The sequence below is a fragment of the Xenorhabdus sp. TH1 genome, assembly GCF_037260955.1.
GTDB lineage: Bacteria > Pseudomonadota > Gammaproteobacteria > Enterobacterales > Enterobacteriaceae > Xenorhabdus > Xenorhabdus griffiniae.
The window spans coordinates 2455114-2472729 of record NZ_CP147734.1 but is presented as its reverse complement, the minus strand read 5'-3'; the positions used below and the strand labels follow the sequence as shown (position 1 = coordinate 2472729).

Annotated in this window: 15 protein-coding genes; 6 read left to right on the top strand and 9 right to left on the bottom strand. The window is 43.3% G+C overall.

The features are described from left to right. The first annotated feature begins 19 nt into the window (after positions 1–19). A complete protein-coding gene (gene dcd, locus WDV74_RS10855) occupies positions 20–601 on the top strand; it encodes a dCTP deaminase (protein WP_338882793.1) in 582 nt (193 codons plus the stop codon). Positions 602–665: 64 nt separating this feature from the next. After that, a complete protein-coding gene (gene asmA, locus WDV74_RS10850; protein ID WP_338882792.1) occupies positions 666–2534 on the top strand; it encodes an outer membrane assembly protein AsmA in 1869 nt (622 codons plus the stop codon). 46 nt (positions 2535–2580) lie between these two features. Here the strand turns inward: asmA and WDV74_RS10845 are convergent, their stop codons facing one another. Together WDV74_RS10845 and WDV74_RS10840 are read right to left on the bottom strand one after the other, a co-directional pair. Further along, a complete protein-coding gene (locus WDV74_RS10845) occupies positions 2581–6315 on the bottom strand; it encodes a phage tail protein (RefSeq protein ID WP_338882791.1) in 3735 nt (1244 codons plus the stop codon). Positions 6316–6570: 255 nt separating this feature from the next. Further along, complete coding sequence (locus tag WDV74_RS10840; RefSeq protein ID WP_338882789.1) at positions 6571–8151, bottom strand: TerC family protein; 1581 nt, start codon at positions 8149–8151, stop codon at positions 6571–6573. A 259-nt stretch (positions 8152–8410) separates the two neighbouring features. Between WDV74_RS10840 and gndA the strand changes: the two genes are divergently transcribed. Continuing rightward, on the top strand, positions 8411–9817 hold the full coding sequence (gene gndA / locus WDV74_RS10835) for an NADP-dependent phosphogluconate dehydrogenase (protein ID WP_338882788.1): 1407 nt from the start codon (positions 8411–8413) through the stop codon (positions 9815–9817). A 98-nt stretch (positions 9818–9915) separates the two neighbouring features. Here gndA and WDV74_RS10830 read toward each other — a convergent pair whose 3' ends face one another. Together WDV74_RS10830 and WDV74_RS10825 are read right to left on the bottom strand one after the other, a co-directional pair. Further along, complete coding sequence (locus WDV74_RS10830) at positions 9916–10056, bottom strand: hypothetical protein (RefSeq protein WP_338882786.1); 141 nt, start codon at positions 10054–10056, stop codon at positions 9916–9918. A gap of 84 nt (positions 10057–10140) precedes the next feature. Continuing rightward, the gene (locus tag WDV74_RS10825; RefSeq protein ID WP_338882785.1) at positions 10141–10635 is read right to left on the bottom strand and encodes a YbaK/prolyl-tRNA synthetase associated domain-containing protein; all 495 of its coding nucleotides are present in this window, start codon (positions 10633–10635) and stop codon (positions 10141–10143) included. 167 nt (positions 10636–10802) lie between these two features. Between WDV74_RS10825 and yiaY the strand changes: the two genes are divergently transcribed. Continuing rightward, positions 10803–11954 (top strand): L-threonine dehydrogenase, encoded by a 1152-nt coding sequence (gene yiaY, locus WDV74_RS10820; protein WP_338882784.1) that lies wholly within the window; start codon positions 10803–10805, stop codon positions 11952–11954. 99 nt (positions 11955–12053) lie between these two features. On the opposite strand, the gene WDV74_RS10815 is transcribed toward yiaY, so the two are convergent. Then, complete coding sequence (locus tag WDV74_RS10815) at positions 12054–12341, bottom strand: winged helix-turn-helix domain-containing protein (protein WP_273558348.1); 288 nt, start codon at positions 12339–12341, stop codon at positions 12054–12056. A gap of 120 nt (positions 12342–12461) precedes the next feature. Between WDV74_RS10815 and WDV74_RS10810 the strand changes: the two genes are divergently transcribed. Continuing rightward, positions 12462–13466, top strand: coding sequence for a permease (locus WDV74_RS10810; RefSeq protein WP_338882783.1), 1005 nt, complete (start codon positions 12462–12464; stop codon positions 13464–13466). A gap of 191 nt (positions 13467–13657) precedes the next feature. After that, positions 13658–14740: a methyltransferase domain-containing protein gene (locus WDV74_RS10805; RefSeq protein ID WP_338882782.1), complete on the top strand. Its 1083-nt coding sequence runs from the start codon at positions 13658–13660 to the stop codon at positions 14738–14740. Between the two features lie 152 nt (positions 14741–14892). On the opposite strand, the gene hisIE is transcribed toward WDV74_RS10805, so the two are convergent. From hisIE to hisH, 4 genes are read right to left on the bottom strand one after another with little or no spacing between them, the layout of a single operon-like run. After that, positions 14893–15528 (bottom strand): bifunctional phosphoribosyl-AMP cyclohydrolase/phosphoribosyl-ATP diphosphatase HisIE, encoded by a 636-nt coding sequence (hisIE, locus tag WDV74_RS10800; RefSeq protein WP_338882781.1) that lies wholly within the window; start codon positions 15526–15528, stop codon positions 14893–14895. Next, entirely contained in the window at positions 15522–16298 is a 777-nt protein-coding gene (gene hisF, locus WDV74_RS10795) for an imidazole glycerol phosphate synthase subunit HisF (RefSeq protein WP_338803184.1), read from the bottom strand. Before hisF ends, hisIE begins: the two co-directional genes overlap by 7 nt. Further along, positions 16280–17017, bottom strand: a complete 738-nt coding sequence (gene hisA / locus WDV74_RS10790; RefSeq protein WP_338882780.1) for a 1-(5-phosphoribosyl)-5-[(5-phosphoribosylamino)methylideneamino]imidazole-4-carboxamide isomerase — start codon at positions 17015–17017, stop codon at positions 16280–16282. The genes hisF and hisA overlap by 19 nt, the downstream gene beginning before the upstream one ends. Positions 17018–17021: 4 nt before the next feature. Further along, positions 17022–17612 carry an imidazole glycerol phosphate synthase subunit HisH gene (gene hisH, locus WDV74_RS10785; protein WP_338882779.1) on the bottom strand — a complete coding sequence of 197 codons (591 nt, stop codon included), beginning with the start codon at positions 17610–17612 and terminating at the stop codon, positions 17022–17024. Positions 17613–17616: the final 4 nt, after the last annotated feature.

The following is a 17616-nucleotide window of genomic DNA, read 5'->3' as shown; positions in this document are numbered from 1 at the left end:
TCGTATTTGAGAGGAAATAATGCGACTCTGTGACCGTGACATTATTAAATGGCTAGATGAAGGTAAGCTGGTAATTACCCCTCGTCCTCCTGTTGAACGTATTAATGGGGCAACTGCTGATGTGCGCCTTGGTAATCAGTTTCGTGTTTTTCGTGGTCATACAGCCGCCTATATTGATTTAAGTGGCCCTAAAGCGGAAGTCAATGCGGCACTTGATCGTGTCATGAGCGATGAAATTACTTTGTCGGATGGAGAAGCATTTTTCCTCCATCCCGGTGAATTGGCTTTGGCAGTGACGCTGGAATCTGTCACACTGCCTGACAATTTAGTCGGTTGGTTGGATGGCCGCTCATCTTTGGCACGCCTTGGTTTGATGGTCCATGTTACTGCACATCGCATTGATCCAGGCTGGCACGGGCAAATTGTTCTAGAATTCTATAATTCAGGCAAACTGCCTTTAGCTTTGCGTCCTGGTATGGTAATAGGAGCATTAAGTTTTGAACCACTTTCTGGCTCTGCTGAGCGGCCTTATAACCGACGTCAGGATGCTAAATATAAAAATCAGCAAGGAGCCGTAGGTAGCCGAATCAGTGAGGATTAATTTTTTCTGGTGAGGCTTTCTGGTGAAAAAATGGTCTTCTTGTGAGCATGAGACTGGGGAAGTCATGAAAAGATTGTTGACGACACTCGTTATTTTGTTGGTAGTCATTGTGACTGGTTTAACTGTATTGGTTATGTTGGTTAATCCAAACGATTTTCGTGGCTACATAGTCGAACAAGTGCAAAAGAAGAGTGGTTACCAGCTTGTGTTGCAGGATGACTTGCGCTGGCATGTTTGGCCAAAGTTAAGCATTCTTACCGGTGAGGTCTCTTTGACTGCCAGGAATGCTAAGGTGCCAACTATTGTGGCAGAAAATATGCGCTTGGATGTGGAATTGCTGCCACTGTTGTCTCATCAACTCTCAGTAAAAGAGGTGATGGTGAAAGGGGCTATCTTGCGGTTTACGCCGGATAGCCAGCCGCAAAAGCAGACAGAAGCGCCAATTGCACCGGAAAACGATACTCACTATCCCATCGTCGCGGGAAGTCAGGCTTGGAAACTAGATATTGCCAGAATCAAGGTAGCAGACAGTTTACTGATCTGGCAAACCAATGAGCATTCTCAATTAAATGTCCGTGATCTCAACTTATTGCTGGAACGAAGTGATCAAGATCACGTTAGCCTTAATCTCCGCAGTAAAATCAATAAAAACCAACAAGAGCTGTCATTTGAACTCAATTCGTTGGTAGATATTTCTGATTATCCGCAGCAGTTATCGGCCGATATTCATTCTTTTGAATACCAATTAAAGGGAATTGGGTTACCATCTTCAGGTATCCAAGGAACGGGCAGCGCCAAAGTGAAATATCAGGCTGTACCTGAATCAATTTCTTTGCAAGACATGGCATTGACGATGAATGATGGGAATGAGCTTAAGGGGGATATTACTGCTATCTTGCAAGATAAGCCGCAATATTCCATCAACCTAAGTTCGCCAAAGTTCAATCTGGATAACATATTGGGGTGGGATGCTTTACCAAAAAATACGCCACAGGCAAAACATGATTATCGGGTTGAAAATAATTCCTTAAAACCGGTGATTGCAACGTCAGTTTCGGCATTATCTAACTATGACCTTACCTTTTTGCAAGGGATTGATGTTGATATCTCATTCACGGCAGATAAATTTATTTATCAGGGCATGGGTATTGACCATTTTGGCTTGCAAGCTATCAATCACAGTGGCCTGGCGGAAATCACAACATTAAGTGGTAACGTGTTTGGGGGATATTTTGCGCTGCCGACTTCAATTGATGCTACGGTGATTCCGGCAAAACTACACACAAAGCCGCTTTTACAGGGGATTGAGATACAACCTTTGTTAACTGCATTGGCATTGCCATCGATATTCAGTGGTCAGCTTAATGTTGACGGTGATCTTTTGGGAGAAGGTTACGATGAATACGCGATTTCTCATTATTGGCAAGGTGATTTGAATATCGATCTAAAAGACGCGCGTCTGGAAGGATTGAATATTCCCCAGCTTATCCAACAATCTTTTGCACGGGCAACAGATAAAGTCAGCCAACCTACAAATACAGATGATTTCACTGAGGCCAAGAGCATGTCGGTGAAAGCACAATTGGAGAACGGTGAGATTAAAATCAATGAACTTGCAGCGAATTCGGGCATGTTCAATATTAAAGGGCAGGGAAAAGCCAATTTACTGAAACAGAATACCGATGTTTCATTATGGGTTCAATTAACTAATGGATGGGGTACGCAAAACGAGTTTGTACGTCGCTTGGCGCAGTTAAAAATCCCACTGCGGGTTTATGGTGACTGGGATAATCTGCAATATGTGTTGAATGTGGAACCCATGCTGCGTGATGAATTACAGCGGAAGGTCAATAAATCTATCAAAGATTGGCTAGAAAATAACAGCGATAATGAAAATATTAAGGCGCTGGATGATCTGCTGAATAAAAAATAGGTGATCGCCGAAGCGATCACCTGATTTACTAAATTTACTGTTTCTATTAATACCCTACAACCTGGTAATAAAAGTTTGGAACCCAACCTAATTGAGGGGTAGTGACGGATATGGTTAAGGTATCCTTAGACAAACCATCCCCGTTTGCAGTGCTTCGTTGTGTTTTGACATCAGCCAGGTAACTGGGGCGTTGATTATCAAAATTATCTCCGATTACACTTGCCTGGCATGAGATGATGCCATTTGGCAAAGCAGTGGGCAGTTTGATTTCGTAGAAGTGGGTATAGTAAGTCACTCCACCGATCTCGGCTGCATGAGAATCCCCAATGGGTTCACTACCTATTGCAACCCCATTTATCATGAATATCTCACCCAGTCTGATGATGGTGTGCTCGTCCGTGATTCGACGTGACTCAATGCTTAATCCAATCAGATTGCCCAAGCCTAAATTTCTTACAAAGGCTTGTTTATCAGGAATATCTGCTCCGTTTTTGCTTTTCGCCAGTCGGCTATCAGCGTCAGATTTGGCTGCCACCGCATTGGCATTGGCATCGCTCGCTAATACTTCAACTTTGCTGATGCGAGTATCAACCGCTACTTTGCTATAAGCGCCTACATCAGAAGCAGTAAGTTTTATATCGGATAATAGTGCCTTGCCATTGACAGTACGTGTAAGTGGTACTCGGCTATCTGCATTGTTATTAGCTTTATTTGCCAAACTCTTAACATCTTCAAGGCGGTTTTCTACCTCTACTTTAGTATAGGCGCTCACATCAGAGGCCGTCAGATCAATATCGGATAACAGAGCCTTGCCATTCACCGTGCGAGTCAGTGGGACTTTGTGCTCCGCGGTGTTATGGGCATTATTGGCTATCTCCTTGACTTCATCGATAAGGATGTTGATCTCTGCCTTGTTATAGGCATCTACATTGGCTGCGGTGAGTTCAATGTCTGTTGACAGTTCTTTGCCATTGACTTTACGGGTTGATGGCACTTTGCTGTCAGCAAGTTGAACAGCCAAATTCGCTGCCTGATTGGCGGCATCAGCCCGTTTTTCAATTTTGCCGATACTCTCATCGAGTTCCGCTTTATTGTAAGTTCCAACGTCAGCGGCATTCAGCTCAATATCCGTTAACAGCTCTTTGCCGTTGACCTTACGAGTTGATGGCACTTTGCTATTGGCATCTTTACTCGCTGTCTCCGCTTTGTTATAGGCAGATTCTGCCAGCTTATCAACCTTGCCAACACGATCATCGATTTCTACTTTGTTATAAGTACCGACATCAGCCGCAGTTAGCTCAATATCCGTTAACAGCGCTTTACCATTAACCTTGCGAGTGGATGGGACGCTATTAACAGCTTCCTTAAAAGCTTCATTTGCGAGCTGATAGGCAGTATCTGCCTGTGCCTTAACATCCTTGATCTGGGCATCAGTTTCGCCTTTGTTATAGGCATCAACATCCGCCGCAATCAGTTGAATATCTGTTGATAGCTCTTTGCCATTGATTTTGCGGGATTTTGGGACTTTTTGGTCAAGTTCTTGGATGGCGTTATGGGCGTTATCATTGGCAGTGTTAGCCAATTGTTGGACATTATCAATTTGTGTTTTGACACCGTTGATAAGGTCATCCGTTTCCTTCTTGTTGTACGCATGGACATCGGATGCTGTCAGTTCAATATCCGTTAACAGCGCTTTGCCATTAACTTTGCGAATTGCTGGGACGCTGTTAGCAACCCCACTGAGGGCGTCACTTGCACGTTGATTGGCCGTTTCTGCCAGTCTGTCAACCTTGCTGACACGGTCATCAATCTCTGCTTTGTTGTAAGTATCAACATCTGCGGCAGTCAGGTGAATATCTGCTGAAAGCGCTTTGTCATTAACTTTGCGAGTTAATGGGACACTGTTAGCAACCCCATTAAGGGCGTCACTTGCACGTTGATTGGCTGTTTCTGCCAGCTTATCAACCTTACCGATACGGTCATCAATTTCCACTGTATTGTAAGTACCGACATCCGCTGCACTTAGTTCAATGTCAGTGGTTAGTGCTTTGCCATTAACTTTGCGAATGGATGGGACGCTGTTATTAACACCTTGAAGAGCTTCACTTGCATGTTGATTGGCCGTTTCTGCCAGTTTGTCAACCTTGCCGATGCGGTCATCAATCTCTGCTTTGTTGTAAGTATCAACATCTGCGGCAGTCAGGTGAATATCTGCTGACAGCGCTTTGTCATTAACTTTACGGGTTAAGGGAACCTTGTTCTTAGCCTCTTGAGTCGCGGTATTGGCATTATTATTAGCGTTTTCAGCTAAGTTATTAACATTGTCGATCTGGACTTTGACATCTTTGATGATGGCATCAGTTTCTTCTTTACCATAGGCATCAACATCAACTGCACGTAATTCAATGTCAGATAATAGCTCTTTGCCATTGATTTTGCGGGATTCAGGGACTTTTTTGCCAAGTTCTTGAATAGCGGTATTGGCGTTGTTATTGGCCGTTTCTGTTAGCTTCTCAACATTACTAATACGATCATCGATTTCTACTTTATTATAAGTACCGATATCAGCCGTACTTAATTCAATATCTGTTGTTAACTCTTTGCCATTGATCCTGCGGGATTCAGGGACTTTTTTGCCAAGTTCTTGAGTAGCCGTATTGGCGTTGCTATTAGCCGTGTCAGCTATTTGCTGAACTGTGTTGATTCGATCATCAATTTCTTTTTTATCGTAAGTGTCAACATCATTTGCTGTTAACTGTATATCTGCTATCAACTCTTTGTTGTTGATCTTGCGAACTGTTGGGACTTTTTTGTCCAATTGTTTCAGGGCGTCGTTGGCATTTTCATTAGCTATGTTAGCCGATTTCTCAACGTTTGCGATAAGCCCATTGACTTCCTGTCTGGTGTAAGCGTTCACATCATGTGCGGTAATTTCGATATCGGTTAACAGCTCTTTTCCATTTATCTTACGGGATAATGGAACCTTAGTTTTTGCCAGCTCAAAAGCTTTTTTGGCTGATTGTCTGGCTTCATCAACAAGAGTGTCGGTTTGAATTTTGTCATAAGCGCCGATATCTGTTGTTGTCAGTTCAATATCTTTGGAAAGTTCTTTACCATTAACTTTACGTGTTGATGGTACATATTTATTTGTCGAGAGTACCAAATTAACCGATTCATTGGCTTGATTGGCTAATTCATATGCTGTTTTGACTGCCTTGGGCGTTGCAGCATGAGCTTCGCTGTCACTGCTTACTTCATTACTTAACGCAACCAATCCTTTTTTTCCTAAGGTTGCGTTTGGGTGATTACGGCTTTCAGCGTGTTCTTTTATTTTTTCTCTCACATAATTGCGAGATGCAAAACCAGAAAGCAGTTCTTTTATCCACCCGGTCAGGCCATTGTTGCTCACCGTCAGTGCCATACGGATAGCTTGTTCCTGGGATTCTGGTTTGTAGAGTTCGGCACAATTTCCTACCGCAATCAATGTGCCATCTTTATCAAATAGGCCAATTTCACGAACCCACCAATTACCTTCACCTTCAGGAAGTATTTGTTCGGCAATAATTTGGCCGGGTGTTTGGGGATTGACGAGTAAGGCATCAATTTCAGCGCGGTGTTTTTCATTAATCAATCCTGATTGGTTGGCATTGGGTGTGGGTGAACTGCCACCACCGTCACCTACAGCCATATGGGTAATTTCAAGTTTGACACCTGATGAAGCTGCTTTTTCCAGTTTTTCTGTGCCAGCCTGTGTTAATAATGCAAAATATTTTGTACTCATATAAACCCTCACTTTATCAACAATAAATAGATGTATTGCTAACTCAGTCACAAGAGACATTGCGTAAGTCTCTTGGATCCTATGAAGGCGGTGCGACATCTCCGCTAACGATCATCGAACGGGTTTATTGTACTTAGGGTAAGCATGAACAAATATTTTAAAAATTAAATGAAACTGTTAAAACTTATAGGAATAAAAAAAACCGGCCTTATGCCGGTTTTTTCTCAGTAGGTGATATCGTTTTAATATCGTGGATTATATTTCTACCGCTTCTTCAACGGCCAGTGGGGTAATTTTCACTTTATTGATACGATGGCTAGTGATTTCCAGTGCTTCAAACAGATAGTCACTGATCTTCAATTGCTCGCCTTGTTGTGGAATATGTTGCAGATGCTCCATCAACAAACCTGCTAGTGTCTGGTATTCCCGTTTCTCATCCAATGGCAGTGGCACGTAAAGCACTAAATCTTCCAGTGGCATAAATCCATTGGCGATCCAATATCCCTCTTCCATGACTTGAATATCGTGGCGGGCATCGATCTCTCCGCTACCTACAGGAAGATTACCTGTAATGGTTTCCATCACATCGGTGACCGTAACCACCCCTTCGACAGAGCCGAATTCATCGACGACAAAGGCAAAATGAGTTTGTGCCTTACGAAATTGTTCCAACGCCTGTAGTAAGGAAAGAGACTCCGGGAAAATCAACGGTTGCTGGACTAATTGCTTTAAATCGAAAGTATTGTGAGTCAGTTGTTGATTAAGAATATCAATCACATGCACGACGCCAAGTGGTTCGTCACTACTCTGTTCATCTGTAACCACAATTCGCGTATGTGGCTTTTGTTTCAGTAACGTAGTCAATTTTTCTGTAGGGGAATGGACATCAAGATAAACTACATCATGGCGTGACGTCATGATGCTGCTGACGGTACGTTGTGCCATGCTGAGAACGCGGGCAATCATCTGGCGTTCCTGAGGCTCAAAGATTTCTTTGTTATCTTCATGATCTGCAATCAGGTCAGAAGTATGGTGATCCAACGCAGCGTTTTCACGTTTGCCATTTAAAATGTGAAGAACCGCTTCTGCGGTTCTTTCGCGCAGGGAGCGGGAAGCGCTCAAGAACTTGCGGCGATTGAACTGAGCGAATTGGTTCAATGCTTCAATCATGATGGAAAAGCCGATAGCAGCATAGAGATAGCCTTTCGGAATATGATAACCAAAGCCTTCTGCAACCAGGCTAAAGCCAATCATTAGCAAGAAACTAAGACACAAGATCACGATTGTGGGATGTGCATTGACAAATTTTGTCAGTGGCTTGCTGGCCCATATCATTAGGATCATGGCAATGGTGACGGCAGCAATCATGATACCAATGTGGTTAACCATTCCTACGGCGGTGATAACAGAATCCAGAGAGAATACCGCATCTAAGACGATAATTTGCACAACAACCGCCCAGAAGCTGGCCCCTTTGCGTTGTTGATTAGTATGTAGCGTTTTCCCTTCTAACCGTTCATTCAATTCCATGGTCGCTTTGAACAGCAAGAAGATCCCCCCTATCAACATAATTAAATCACGGGCACTGAAATGGTGCTCCCATAAAGTAACCAATGGATTAGTCAGGGAAATGAGCCAGGATAGGCTAAATAGCAGCAATATCCTCATGAGAAGGGCGCAGGAAAGCCCTGTCAGGCGAGCTTTATCTCTCTCTTTTTCAGGTAGTTTATCTGCCAGAATGGCAATGAATATTAAGTTGTCTATTCCGAGAACAATTTCTAAAACGATAAGTGTGGCCAGACCTGCCCATATCGTCGGATCAGCGATCCATTCCATATAATTTGTTTTGCCTTTTAGTGGGACGGCATTTGCCGACTATTCAATAATGCGTATTGAAATGCGAAATATCAATAGGTGATTTATCTTAGTTGGAAATTTTTTCAGCAAAAAAACGTCATGATGATATCGATTGCATCAATAACTATCACCGATGACCATTCCTGAGTTAACATGTGACTTCATTAACAAATTGCCCACTCTGTATCACGTATAGCATCTTGGGTGGGTGGCAGTCATTATTAGACGGGAGTTATTCATGTCCAAACAGCAGATCGGTGTTGTCGGTATGGCGGTAATGGGGCGCAACCTGGCGTTGAATATTGAAAGCCGTGGTTACTCTGTATCTATTTTTAACCGCTCCAGCGATAAAACAGATGAAGTTATTGCTGAAAATCCAGGGAAAAAATTAGTTCCAAGTTATTCCATTGAAGAGTTTGTCGATTCGCTGGAAAAGCCACGTCGTATTCTGTTGATGGTTAAGGCTGGTGAAGCTACGGATAAAACCATTGCATCACTGATGCCGCATTTGGATAAGGGTGACATTCTGATCGATGGTGGCAATACCTATTTTCAGGATACTATTCGCCGTAACCGTGAGTTGTCTGCTCAGGGTATTAATTTCATCGGTACGGGGGTTTCTGGTGGTGAAGAGGGTGCATTGAAAGGCCCTTCAATTATGCCCGGTGGTCAGAAAGAAGCTTATGAGTTAGTCGCCCCAATTTTGAAAGAGATCGCCGCTCAAGTGGATGGCGAGCCTTGTGTGACTTATATTGGCGCTGATGGTGCAGGTCATTATGTGAAGATGGTTCACAATGGTATTGAATATGGTGATATGCAGCTGATTGCAGAAGCCTATTCTCTGTTGAAAAGCGCATTGAACCTGAGCAACCAGGCATTGGCTGAAGTGTTCAATGATTGGAACCAAGGTGAACTAAGCAGCTACTTGATCGAAATTACTGCTGATATTTTCCGTAAGCAAGATAAAGACGGGAAATATCTGGTTGACGTGATCCTGGATGAAGCAGCCAACAAAGGCACTGGTAAATGGACCAGCCAAAGTTCGCTGGATCTGGGCATTCCAGTAACACTTATCACGGAATCTGTCTTTGCACGCTACATCTCTTCCCTGAAAGATCAGCGCGTAGCTGCCTCTAAGGTTCTGTCAGGCCCGGAAATTCAGTCGTTCAACGGAGATAAGGCTGAATTTATCGAGAAAGTCCGCCGTGCCCTGTATTTGGGTAAGATTGTTTCTTACGCGCAAGGATTCCAGCAGTTGAAAGCGGCATCGGATGAGTACAACTGGGATCTGAACTATGGCGAAATTGCCAAGATCTTCCGTGCGGGTTGTATTATTCGAGCGCAATTCCTGCAAAAAATCACCGATGCATACAATGAAAACCCAGCTATCGCTAACTTGCTTTTAGCACCTTATTTCAAACAAATCGCAGATGAATATCAGCAAGCTCTGCGTGATGTTGTTTCTTACGGTGTGCACAATGGTATCCCAACGCCAACATTCTCGGCAGCAATTTCTTATTATGATAGCTATCGTTCTGCTGTCTTGCCGGCTAACTTGATTCAGGCACAGCGCGATTATTTTGGTGCGCACACTTACAAACGTACTGATAAAGAAGGTGTTTTCCACACTGAATGGTTGGACTAATCGTTAAATATCTTTATAAGAAATAAAGTTTTCTTATAAAGCAAGGTGCTGAATTTTCAGCACCTTTTTTCTGGAATGACGTGAAGTAAAATTAAAGTTCAATCTGGAGGTTGCCACTTAAGCAATCGTTGGGCAAATCTCTCCAACCAGTGTGCTATCTCTGCATCGTGGAAATAAAGAAATACGGCAAGGCAGAGGATAGTCAGGCTGAGTATTACCAGAACAAAAATATTATTCATATAATAATCACCCATTTTATCTGGTTAAATTATAGCAAAATTTAAGTTGTCTTTAATTTATTGGGCATTTTCTTAAAGCTGGCTTTAATCGGTTATTTTCCGAAAAGAAACTAACTCCGGCATAGCGATGCGAAAGTAATCTTTTGTATTCAAAATAATCGAACGTTCCAGACTAGCTGCATTAAATGCCAATTCCTCATAGCGTTCGAATAAAAGCGGATCAGCAACCAATTTCAGGTCTGGGTGAAAACTAAATGGGGGGATGGCGCCAAAAACACAACGAGTCAATTCAGTAACTTCTTTTGGACTTGCCAGAGATGCCCGGCTCCCGCCAACTTGTTTAGCAAGAGTAGCAAGGTCGGCCTGTTGGTCAGCAGGCAAGACTGCAAGGACATACTGTCGGTAACCCTTTCCTTTCACATGGCAAACCAGGGCCTTAGCGCCTTGTCCTAACTGGGTTCCTCGTATTTTTGCTACTTCTTCTGAGCGGCCGCCAGTAGCGTGTTCCATAACACGATAGCGGGCATGGTTAGTGTCTAATAGGGTGGTGAGGCGTGTAAAGATGTCATTTTTTAGCAAAATATTCTCCTACATAAGTTCAAAGTAAATGATACCTATTTTTTTCATGCTTGCTTCGGCACTTATTGATTTTGATCAAAATGACCAAAATAGATAAGTGTCACATTGTAATTCCATTTTTTTACATTCAGGTCTGGAATATTTCAGTAAAACCTAAGGAGTTTCAAATGGCAGCATCAACTTTCTTTATCCCTCCAGTGAATAAAATCGGTATGGGATGCATGGCCGAAGCCGTCGAATTAATAAAAAATTATGGCTACAGGCAGGCTTTGATTGTCACTGACCGCGTGTTAAACGAGATTGGTGTTGTTGGAAAAGTTCAGGCTTTGCTGGCAGATGTTGGAATAAAAAGTGCAATTTATGATGGAACCAATCCAAATCCAACTACGATTAATGTTGGGGAAGGTTTGGCAATTCTGCGTCAGCATAACTGTGATTGTGTGATCTCTTTGGGGGGTGGTTCACCGCATGACTGTGCAAAAGGTATTGCATTGGTGGCAGCGAATGGCGGGGATATTCGTGATTATGAAGGCGTCGATCGTTCAGCTAAACCACAGTTACCTTTGATTGCCATCAATACTACCGCAGGGACAGCTTCTGAAATGACACGCTTTTGTATCATTACAGATGTTGAACGTCATATCAAAATGGCAATTGTGGATAAAAATGTAACGCCTATTTTGTCAGTCAATGATTCTGCATTGATGGCAGGGATGCCAAAAGGATTGACTGCCGCAACGGGGATGGATGCCTTGACTCATGCTATTGAGGCTTATGTTTCTACGGCGGCAAATCCTATTACAGATGCTTGCGCATTGAAAGCGGTGACAATGATTAGCAATTATTTGCGTCGCGCTGTTGAAGATGGCAATGACATGGAAGCGCGTGAAAATATGGCTTATGCCCAGTTTTTGGCTGGCATGGCGTTCAATAATGCCTCTTTGGGATATGTCCACGCCATGGCACATCAGTTAGGTGGGTTTTATGATTTGCCTCACGGTGTCTGTAATGCGGTTTTATTGCCACATGTACAGAGATTCAATGCAAAAGTTTCTGCTGCACGCCTGAAAGAGATTGCGGCGGCTATGGGGGTTGAAGTTAGTGCTTTAAACGATACGCAAGGTGCTGAAGCTTGTATCCATGCAATCAGTGAATTGGCAAAAGATGTGAATATTCCGTCTGGTTTGGCTGAGTTGAACGTAAAAGAGGAAGATCTGCCAACGTTAGCGACCAATGCGTTGAAAGATGCCTGTGGATTTACTAACCCGATTCAAGCATCGCATGAAGAAATCGTTGCTATCTTTAAGGCGGCAATGTGATTCACTGAATGTTCTGGTCACATCACGATCCACTGACAAGTCCCATTATTTTCCAGGGGATTTGCCAGCGGGTTGAAATCTCTTAATGAAATGTTCGAGTTAAATCCCAACGCAACATTCTTCTTGTAAGAAGTTGATCAGGTTACCCAAATGCTGATAATCAGGTATACATACGATAGTACGGCTGTGTTTCTCCTGATGGATTAGCCCGACATTCACCATACGGTTGAGATGATGTGACAGCGTTGAAGGGGGAATACCTAGAGCTTTTTGAATATCCCCTACCGAGGCTCCTTTATGGCCAGCCTTAACTAAAAACCGGAATATAGCTAATCGGTGATAATTCCCCAGTTCCGCCAGACTTGCTGCGACTTCTTCGTGTTTCATACGTGTCTCTGAACCCAAATTTCTATGTTTCTAGAAATATACTTGACAGGAATTGTAATGGCAATCTATCATCCGTATTATTTCTATAATACTAGAAATATAGATATATAAGGAGCAGGTATGCCTTCGCAATTACAAGAAACCCTAAATATGTTTGTCTTCCTTGCCATAGAGTTATCAGCCTTGTTTATTGGTATTAGTTTGTTGGTTGGTATTCTCCAGCGGCATATACCTCCATCTAAGGTAGAAGCGTTACTGAGTGCTAACCGGAAAAGGGGATATTTTCTTGCCGCTGTCCTCGGCGCTATCACTCCTTTTTGTAGTTGTTCGACTATTCCTATGTTGAAGGGGCTGATCCGTGCCAAAGCTGGTTTTGGTCCAATGATGGTATTCTTATTTTCTTCCCCGCTATTGAATCCCATCATCGTTGTATTGCTTGTTGCTACTTTTGGTCTGGGGCTAACCGCTATTTACGTACTATCTGCCTTTCTGATCTCATTGGGGGCCGGATGGTTGCTACAAGTATTGGGATTTGAACGTTATGTACGCTACGAAGAGACATCTGGTTGTGGAGTTTCTGGGAGTAGTTGCGACGTTAAACCAACAATATCAAACAGTTGTGAATCAATGACGGCTCCTTGTTGTTCTGCTACCCAAATGACCTCGCAATCTACAGGTTGTTGCGATAGCCAAACTACTAAAGTGGTTCGCCCAAAAAGTAAATATAGCGGTTTGTGGCAGGATGCTTGGGCAGATTTTAAGAACGTACTACCTTATTTATTCATTGGTATAGCAATAGGCAGTGTGATCTATGGCTATGTTCCGACTAGTCTGCTTGAAAAACATGCTGGATCGGATAATCCGTTTGCTATCCCAGTTGCTGCTGTAATTGGAATACCACTGTATCTTCGCGCCGAAGCTTTGATACCGCTTTCAGCCGCTTTGATGACAAAAGGTGTCAGTGCTGGCGCGATTCTGGCGTTAATTATCGGTGGTGCTGGCGCCAGCCTGACTGAGCTGATTTTATTACGTTCCCTATTCACATTTAAGCTTTTGGCTGCCTTTGTCGCAGTTATCCTTGCGATGGCAATGATCGCAGGTTACGCAGCTTTACTCTTTTTCTGAATGTTCATCCAATAAACGTATCAGGTCGATCATTATTAGAGTTATACCAACCTAACTTCAAGATGCGTGTGATTTCTCCCCGCGAAGCGGGGAGAAATCAGGTTTCATATCGTGTCGTAAATTGCAACTTGAAGCTTAATGCGTATATGTCAGGACTAAGATTGGGTTTTATTAGAGGTTATAGGAATAGAATGATGAAAATCAAAGAACAACAATTATCTCAGCGAGTTGAAAATGTACAAAACTATTATGGTACAACGCTTTCGAGCAAAGAAGACCTGGTAACTAATGTTTGTACTGTAGATAAACCACCTTCTGATGAGATCAAAGCCATACTAAAGATAGTCCATCCAGATGTGCAGCAGCGTTTTTATGGCTGCGGTACTCCTTTTCCTCCTTTGTTGACGGGAGCAACTGTGTTGGATTTAGGTTGTGGTAGTGGGAGAGATTGTTTCATTTTATCTAAGTTGGTAGGGCCAGAAGGAAATGTCATTGGTGTGGATACGACTCTTGAGCAAATTGAATTTGCCAAGAGTTACGTCGAATATCACCGAGAAGCCTATGGTTACAACAAAAGTAATGTACATTTTATACACGGTAATATTGAGTCCTTGGATCTACTCAATTTACCGCCGAATAGTGTCGATGTCATAGTCTCCAATTGTGTCATTAACCTGGCGACTGCAAAATCTGATGTGCTTCAGGGAATGGCTCAATTGCTCAAACCTGGTGGAGAAATTTATTTTGCTGATATTTTTTCTGATCGTAGACTTTCCCAAGAATTGAAAAATGATCCCTTGCTGATTGGAGAATGTATTGGTGATGTATTGTATTACGGCGATTTTGTACGAATAGCGCGTGATGCAGGTTTTCGGGATATACGAATTGTTGCAAGTCATTTAAAAACTATTTGTAACAAATCCATTGAAGAAAAACTGGGGAATGCAAGGCTGTATTCAATGACTCTCAGGTTATTCAAGATTGAGCTAGAAGATAGTTGTGAAGATTATGGTCAAGCTGCCATATACAAAGGTAATCTCCCTGGTGCTCCCACTCATTTTATGTTTGATCAAGAACAGGTATTTGAAACAGGGAAAGTGGTGCCAATATGTCGAAATACAGCAGATATTATTTGCAAAAGCCGATACCACAGCTTGTTTAGTGTGGTAGGTGGAGGTCGTACACACTATGGCGTTTTTAACGGTAAAACTACGCTAAGTAAATTTGCCGCCTCAGTTGATCCCATATATGCATTAAGCAGTTGTGGTTGCTAAAGCGAGACCTTATATTTCTTTTCCCGCAGCGCGGGACACGCATCTTAAAGTTGGATTGGTATGATCGGACAACTAGCAGTCACTTCGTACATGTACATATAGCGTGGTGAAGTGGCTGCTACTTTTCAAGATCTCAATTCCAGTATTGAAAATTACTTTTTGGCTGAGTGCCGTTGCTGCAATTGACGAATGATACTACTGAGGTCGAGCTTTTGATCCTGGAGTAAAACCAGCAGATGATAGAGCAAATCTGCGGCTTCGTTGGTCAGCTCTTCCCGATCATTGACTGTGGCGGCTAACGCGGTTTCGACGCCTTCTTCGCCAACCTTTTGGGCGATGCGTTTTGTGCCACTGGCATATAAGCGAGCAGTATAAGAACTGTCTGGCGAGGCATGTTTTCGGCTCGCCAATAATTGTTCCAATTCATAGAGAAAACCCCATTCGGTTTGTGCAGGCGCAAAACAGCTTTCACTGCCTGTATGACAGGTAGGACCAATAGGCTCTACTAAGGCTAACAAAGTATCGTTGTCACAGTCGGGATAGATACCGACCAAATTCAGAAAATGGCCGGAGCTTTCGCCTTTTGTCCATAATCGCTGTTTAGTACGGGAAAAAAAGGTCACTTTGCCAGAGTTGAGCGTGACATTTAGCGCTTCCTGATCCATGTATCCCAGCATTAACACGGTTCCAGAGATGGCGTGTTGAACAATGACGGGCATCAGATTATCCACTTTTTTCCAATCCAGTTTCTCTATTTCCTGGGTTGTTAATTGTCGTTCTGTCAACATGTCCTAACCTCGATGCCCTGTGTAGCAAGATATTGTTTGAGTTCGTTGATATTAATGATCTGTTTGTGGAAAACGGAGGCAGCCAAAGCGCCATCAACATTTGCAAGCTGAAAAGCATCGCGGAAGTGTTCTGGTGCTCCTGCTCCTCCAGAAGCAATCAGTGGTACAGAACAGACATCACGCACTAATTTTAGTTGGGTAAGATCATAACCATTGCGGACACCATCTTGATTCATCATATTCAGGACGATTTCACCAGCGCCGCGTTGTTGCACTTCTTTGATCCAATCCAATGTTTGCCAGCGGGTTGCGGTTGTACGCTTTTCATCCCCGGTAAATTGGTAGACTTGGTAATTGTTGGTATTTTCATCAAACCATGTATCAATACCCACGACAACACATTGCACACCATAGCGATCAGCCAAGCGGCTAATTAAACTTGGATCAACCAAGGCTGGGGAGTTAATGGAAATTTTATCTGCACCGAATGCTAAAATTTGTCCCGCCTCTTCGACGGATTTAATGCCACCTGCTACGCAGAAAGGGATATCGATAACTTCAGCAATTTTTGCCACCCAGCTTTTATCTACCACGCGACCATCGGAAGAGGCGGTAATATCGTAAAACACCAACTCATCAGCGCCTTCTTGGGCATAGCGTTGAGCGAGCGGGACAATATCACCAATAATTTCATGGTTACGGAATTGTACGCCTTTGACGACTTGTCCATCACGGACATCCAGGCATGGAATTATGCGTTTTGCCAACATTGGATAGCCTCCGTCAGGGTAAATTTTCCTTCCAGTAGTGCGCGTCCGACAATGACACCTGCCACACCAGAAGCAGGTAGGGAAGAGATATCAGTGAGACTGCCAATGCCGCCGGAAGCCTGAAATTGGATTTGTGGATATTTGTGGCTGATTTCCTGATAAAGCGCAATATTAGAGCCAGTTAATGTGCCATCACGGGAAATGTCAGTACATAAAACATGTTTTAGTCCGACAGGGAGATACTGCTCAATGACATACTCAAGGGTAGCGTTGCTGTTTTCTTGCCAGCCACTAATAGCGATTTGTTTTACCCCATCTGCATTGATGCGAACATCCAGTGCCAGCACAATGGCTTCTGCCCCGTAGTTTCGCAACCATTGTTTGACTAATTCAGGCTGTGTAATTGCTGTGGAACCAATAACAACCCGGCTTGCACCTGCTTCAAGCAGGGTTGTTATATCTTCCTCTGAACGAATACCCCCGCCAACTTGAACGGGAACAGTAACGCCAGCCAGTAGCTCTTTTAAGAGGGTAATTTGGCGTTTGGCAGGATCTTTGGCACCGGTTAGATCGACTAAATGCAGTAACTTAGCGCCTTCCTGTTCATATTGCTGTAAGCGTGAGAGTGGAGAACTGCCATAATCTCGACGTTGGTCATAATCTCCTTGATGCAAACGCACCACATTGCCATCGATTAAATCTAATGCAGGTATAATCATGCGGTTACATCTCCAAAAAGTTTTTTAGTAGTTGTACGCCTGCTGCCCCTGAACGTTCAGGGTGGAATTGCACCCCAAAGAAATTATCTTTTGCAATGGCGCTACTAAATGTATTGCCATATTCAGTTTGAGCAATCGTATATTCACCGACAGGCAGGGCATAACTGTGAACAAAATAGAAACGGGAATTATTTGCGATAGAACGAAACAGTGGATTATCTGTCTGCGCTTTTACCTGATTCCAGCCCATATGTGGCAATGGCAAATCTGCGGTCACCATTTTTTTGACGGGGGCGTCAATGAGCTGCAAGAGAGGGATGTTATCACCTTCTTCGCTGATTCGGGCCAGCAATTGCATGCCAAGACAGATACCTAATACGGGTTGGGTAAGCGAATTAATCAAGGGAATTAATTGTCGTTGTTCAAGTTGTTTCATTGCGGCAGTCGCCGTACCCACTCCCGGTAGAAATAGTTTATCGGCTGCCTGAACAATATCCGCATCTAAACTCACCGTCGGCTCATAACCTAACCGGCGGATGGCATAGGCAACGGAAGCGAGGTTAGCGCAGCCTGTATCTAGAATAACAACGTTCATCATA

Excerpts from the sequence above, each read along its gene's own strand:
- dcd (WP_338882793.1), top strand. The coding sequence starts at position 20 with ATGCGACTCTGTGACCGTGACATTATTAAATGGCTAGATGAAGGTAAG.
- asmA (WP_338882792.1), top strand. The coding sequence starts at position 666 with ATGAAAAGATTGTTGACGACACTCGTTATTTTGTTGGTAGTCATTGTG.
- WDV74_RS10845 (WP_338882791.1), bottom strand. The coding sequence starts at position 6,315 with ATGAGTACAAAATATTTTGCATTATTAACACAGGCTGGCACAGAAAAA.
- WDV74_RS10840 (WP_338882789.1), bottom strand. The coding sequence starts at position 8,151 with ATGGAATGGATCGCTGATCCGACGATATGGGCAGGTCTGGCCACACTT.
- gndA (WP_338882788.1), top strand. The coding sequence starts at position 8,411 with ATGTCCAAACAGCAGATCGGTGTTGTCGGTATGGCGGTAATGGGGCGC.
- WDV74_RS10830 (WP_338882786.1), bottom strand. The coding sequence starts at position 10,056 with ATGAATAATATTTTTGTTCTGGTAATACTCAGCCTGACTATCCTCTGC.
- yiaY (WP_338882784.1), top strand. The coding sequence starts at position 10,803 with ATGGCAGCATCAACTTTCTTTATCCCTCCAGTGAATAAAATCGGTATG.
- WDV74_RS10815 (WP_273558348.1), bottom strand. The coding sequence starts at position 12,341 with ATGAAACACGAAGAAGTCGCAGCAAGTCTGGCGGAACTGGGGAATTAT.
- WDV74_RS10810 (WP_338882783.1), top strand. The coding sequence starts at position 12,462 with ATGCCTTCGCAATTACAAGAAACCCTAAATATGTTTGTCTTCCTTGCC.
- WDV74_RS10805 (WP_338882782.1), top strand. The coding sequence starts at position 13,658 with ATGATGAAAATCAAAGAACAACAATTATCTCAGCGAGTTGAAAATGTA.
- hisIE (WP_338882781.1), bottom strand. The coding sequence starts at position 15,528 with ATGTTGACAGAACGACAATTAACAACCCAGGAAATAGAGAAACTGGAT.
- hisF (WP_338803184.1), bottom strand. The coding sequence starts at position 16,298 with ATGTTGGCAAAACGCATAATTCCATGCCTGGATGTCCGTGATGGACAA.
- hisA (WP_338882780.1), bottom strand. The coding sequence starts at position 17,017 with ATGATTATACCTGCATTAGATTTAATCGATGGCAATGTGGTGCGTTTG.
- hisH (WP_338882779.1), bottom strand. The coding sequence starts at position 17,612 with ATGAACGTTGTTATTCTAGATACAGGCTGCGCTAACCTCGCTTCCGTT.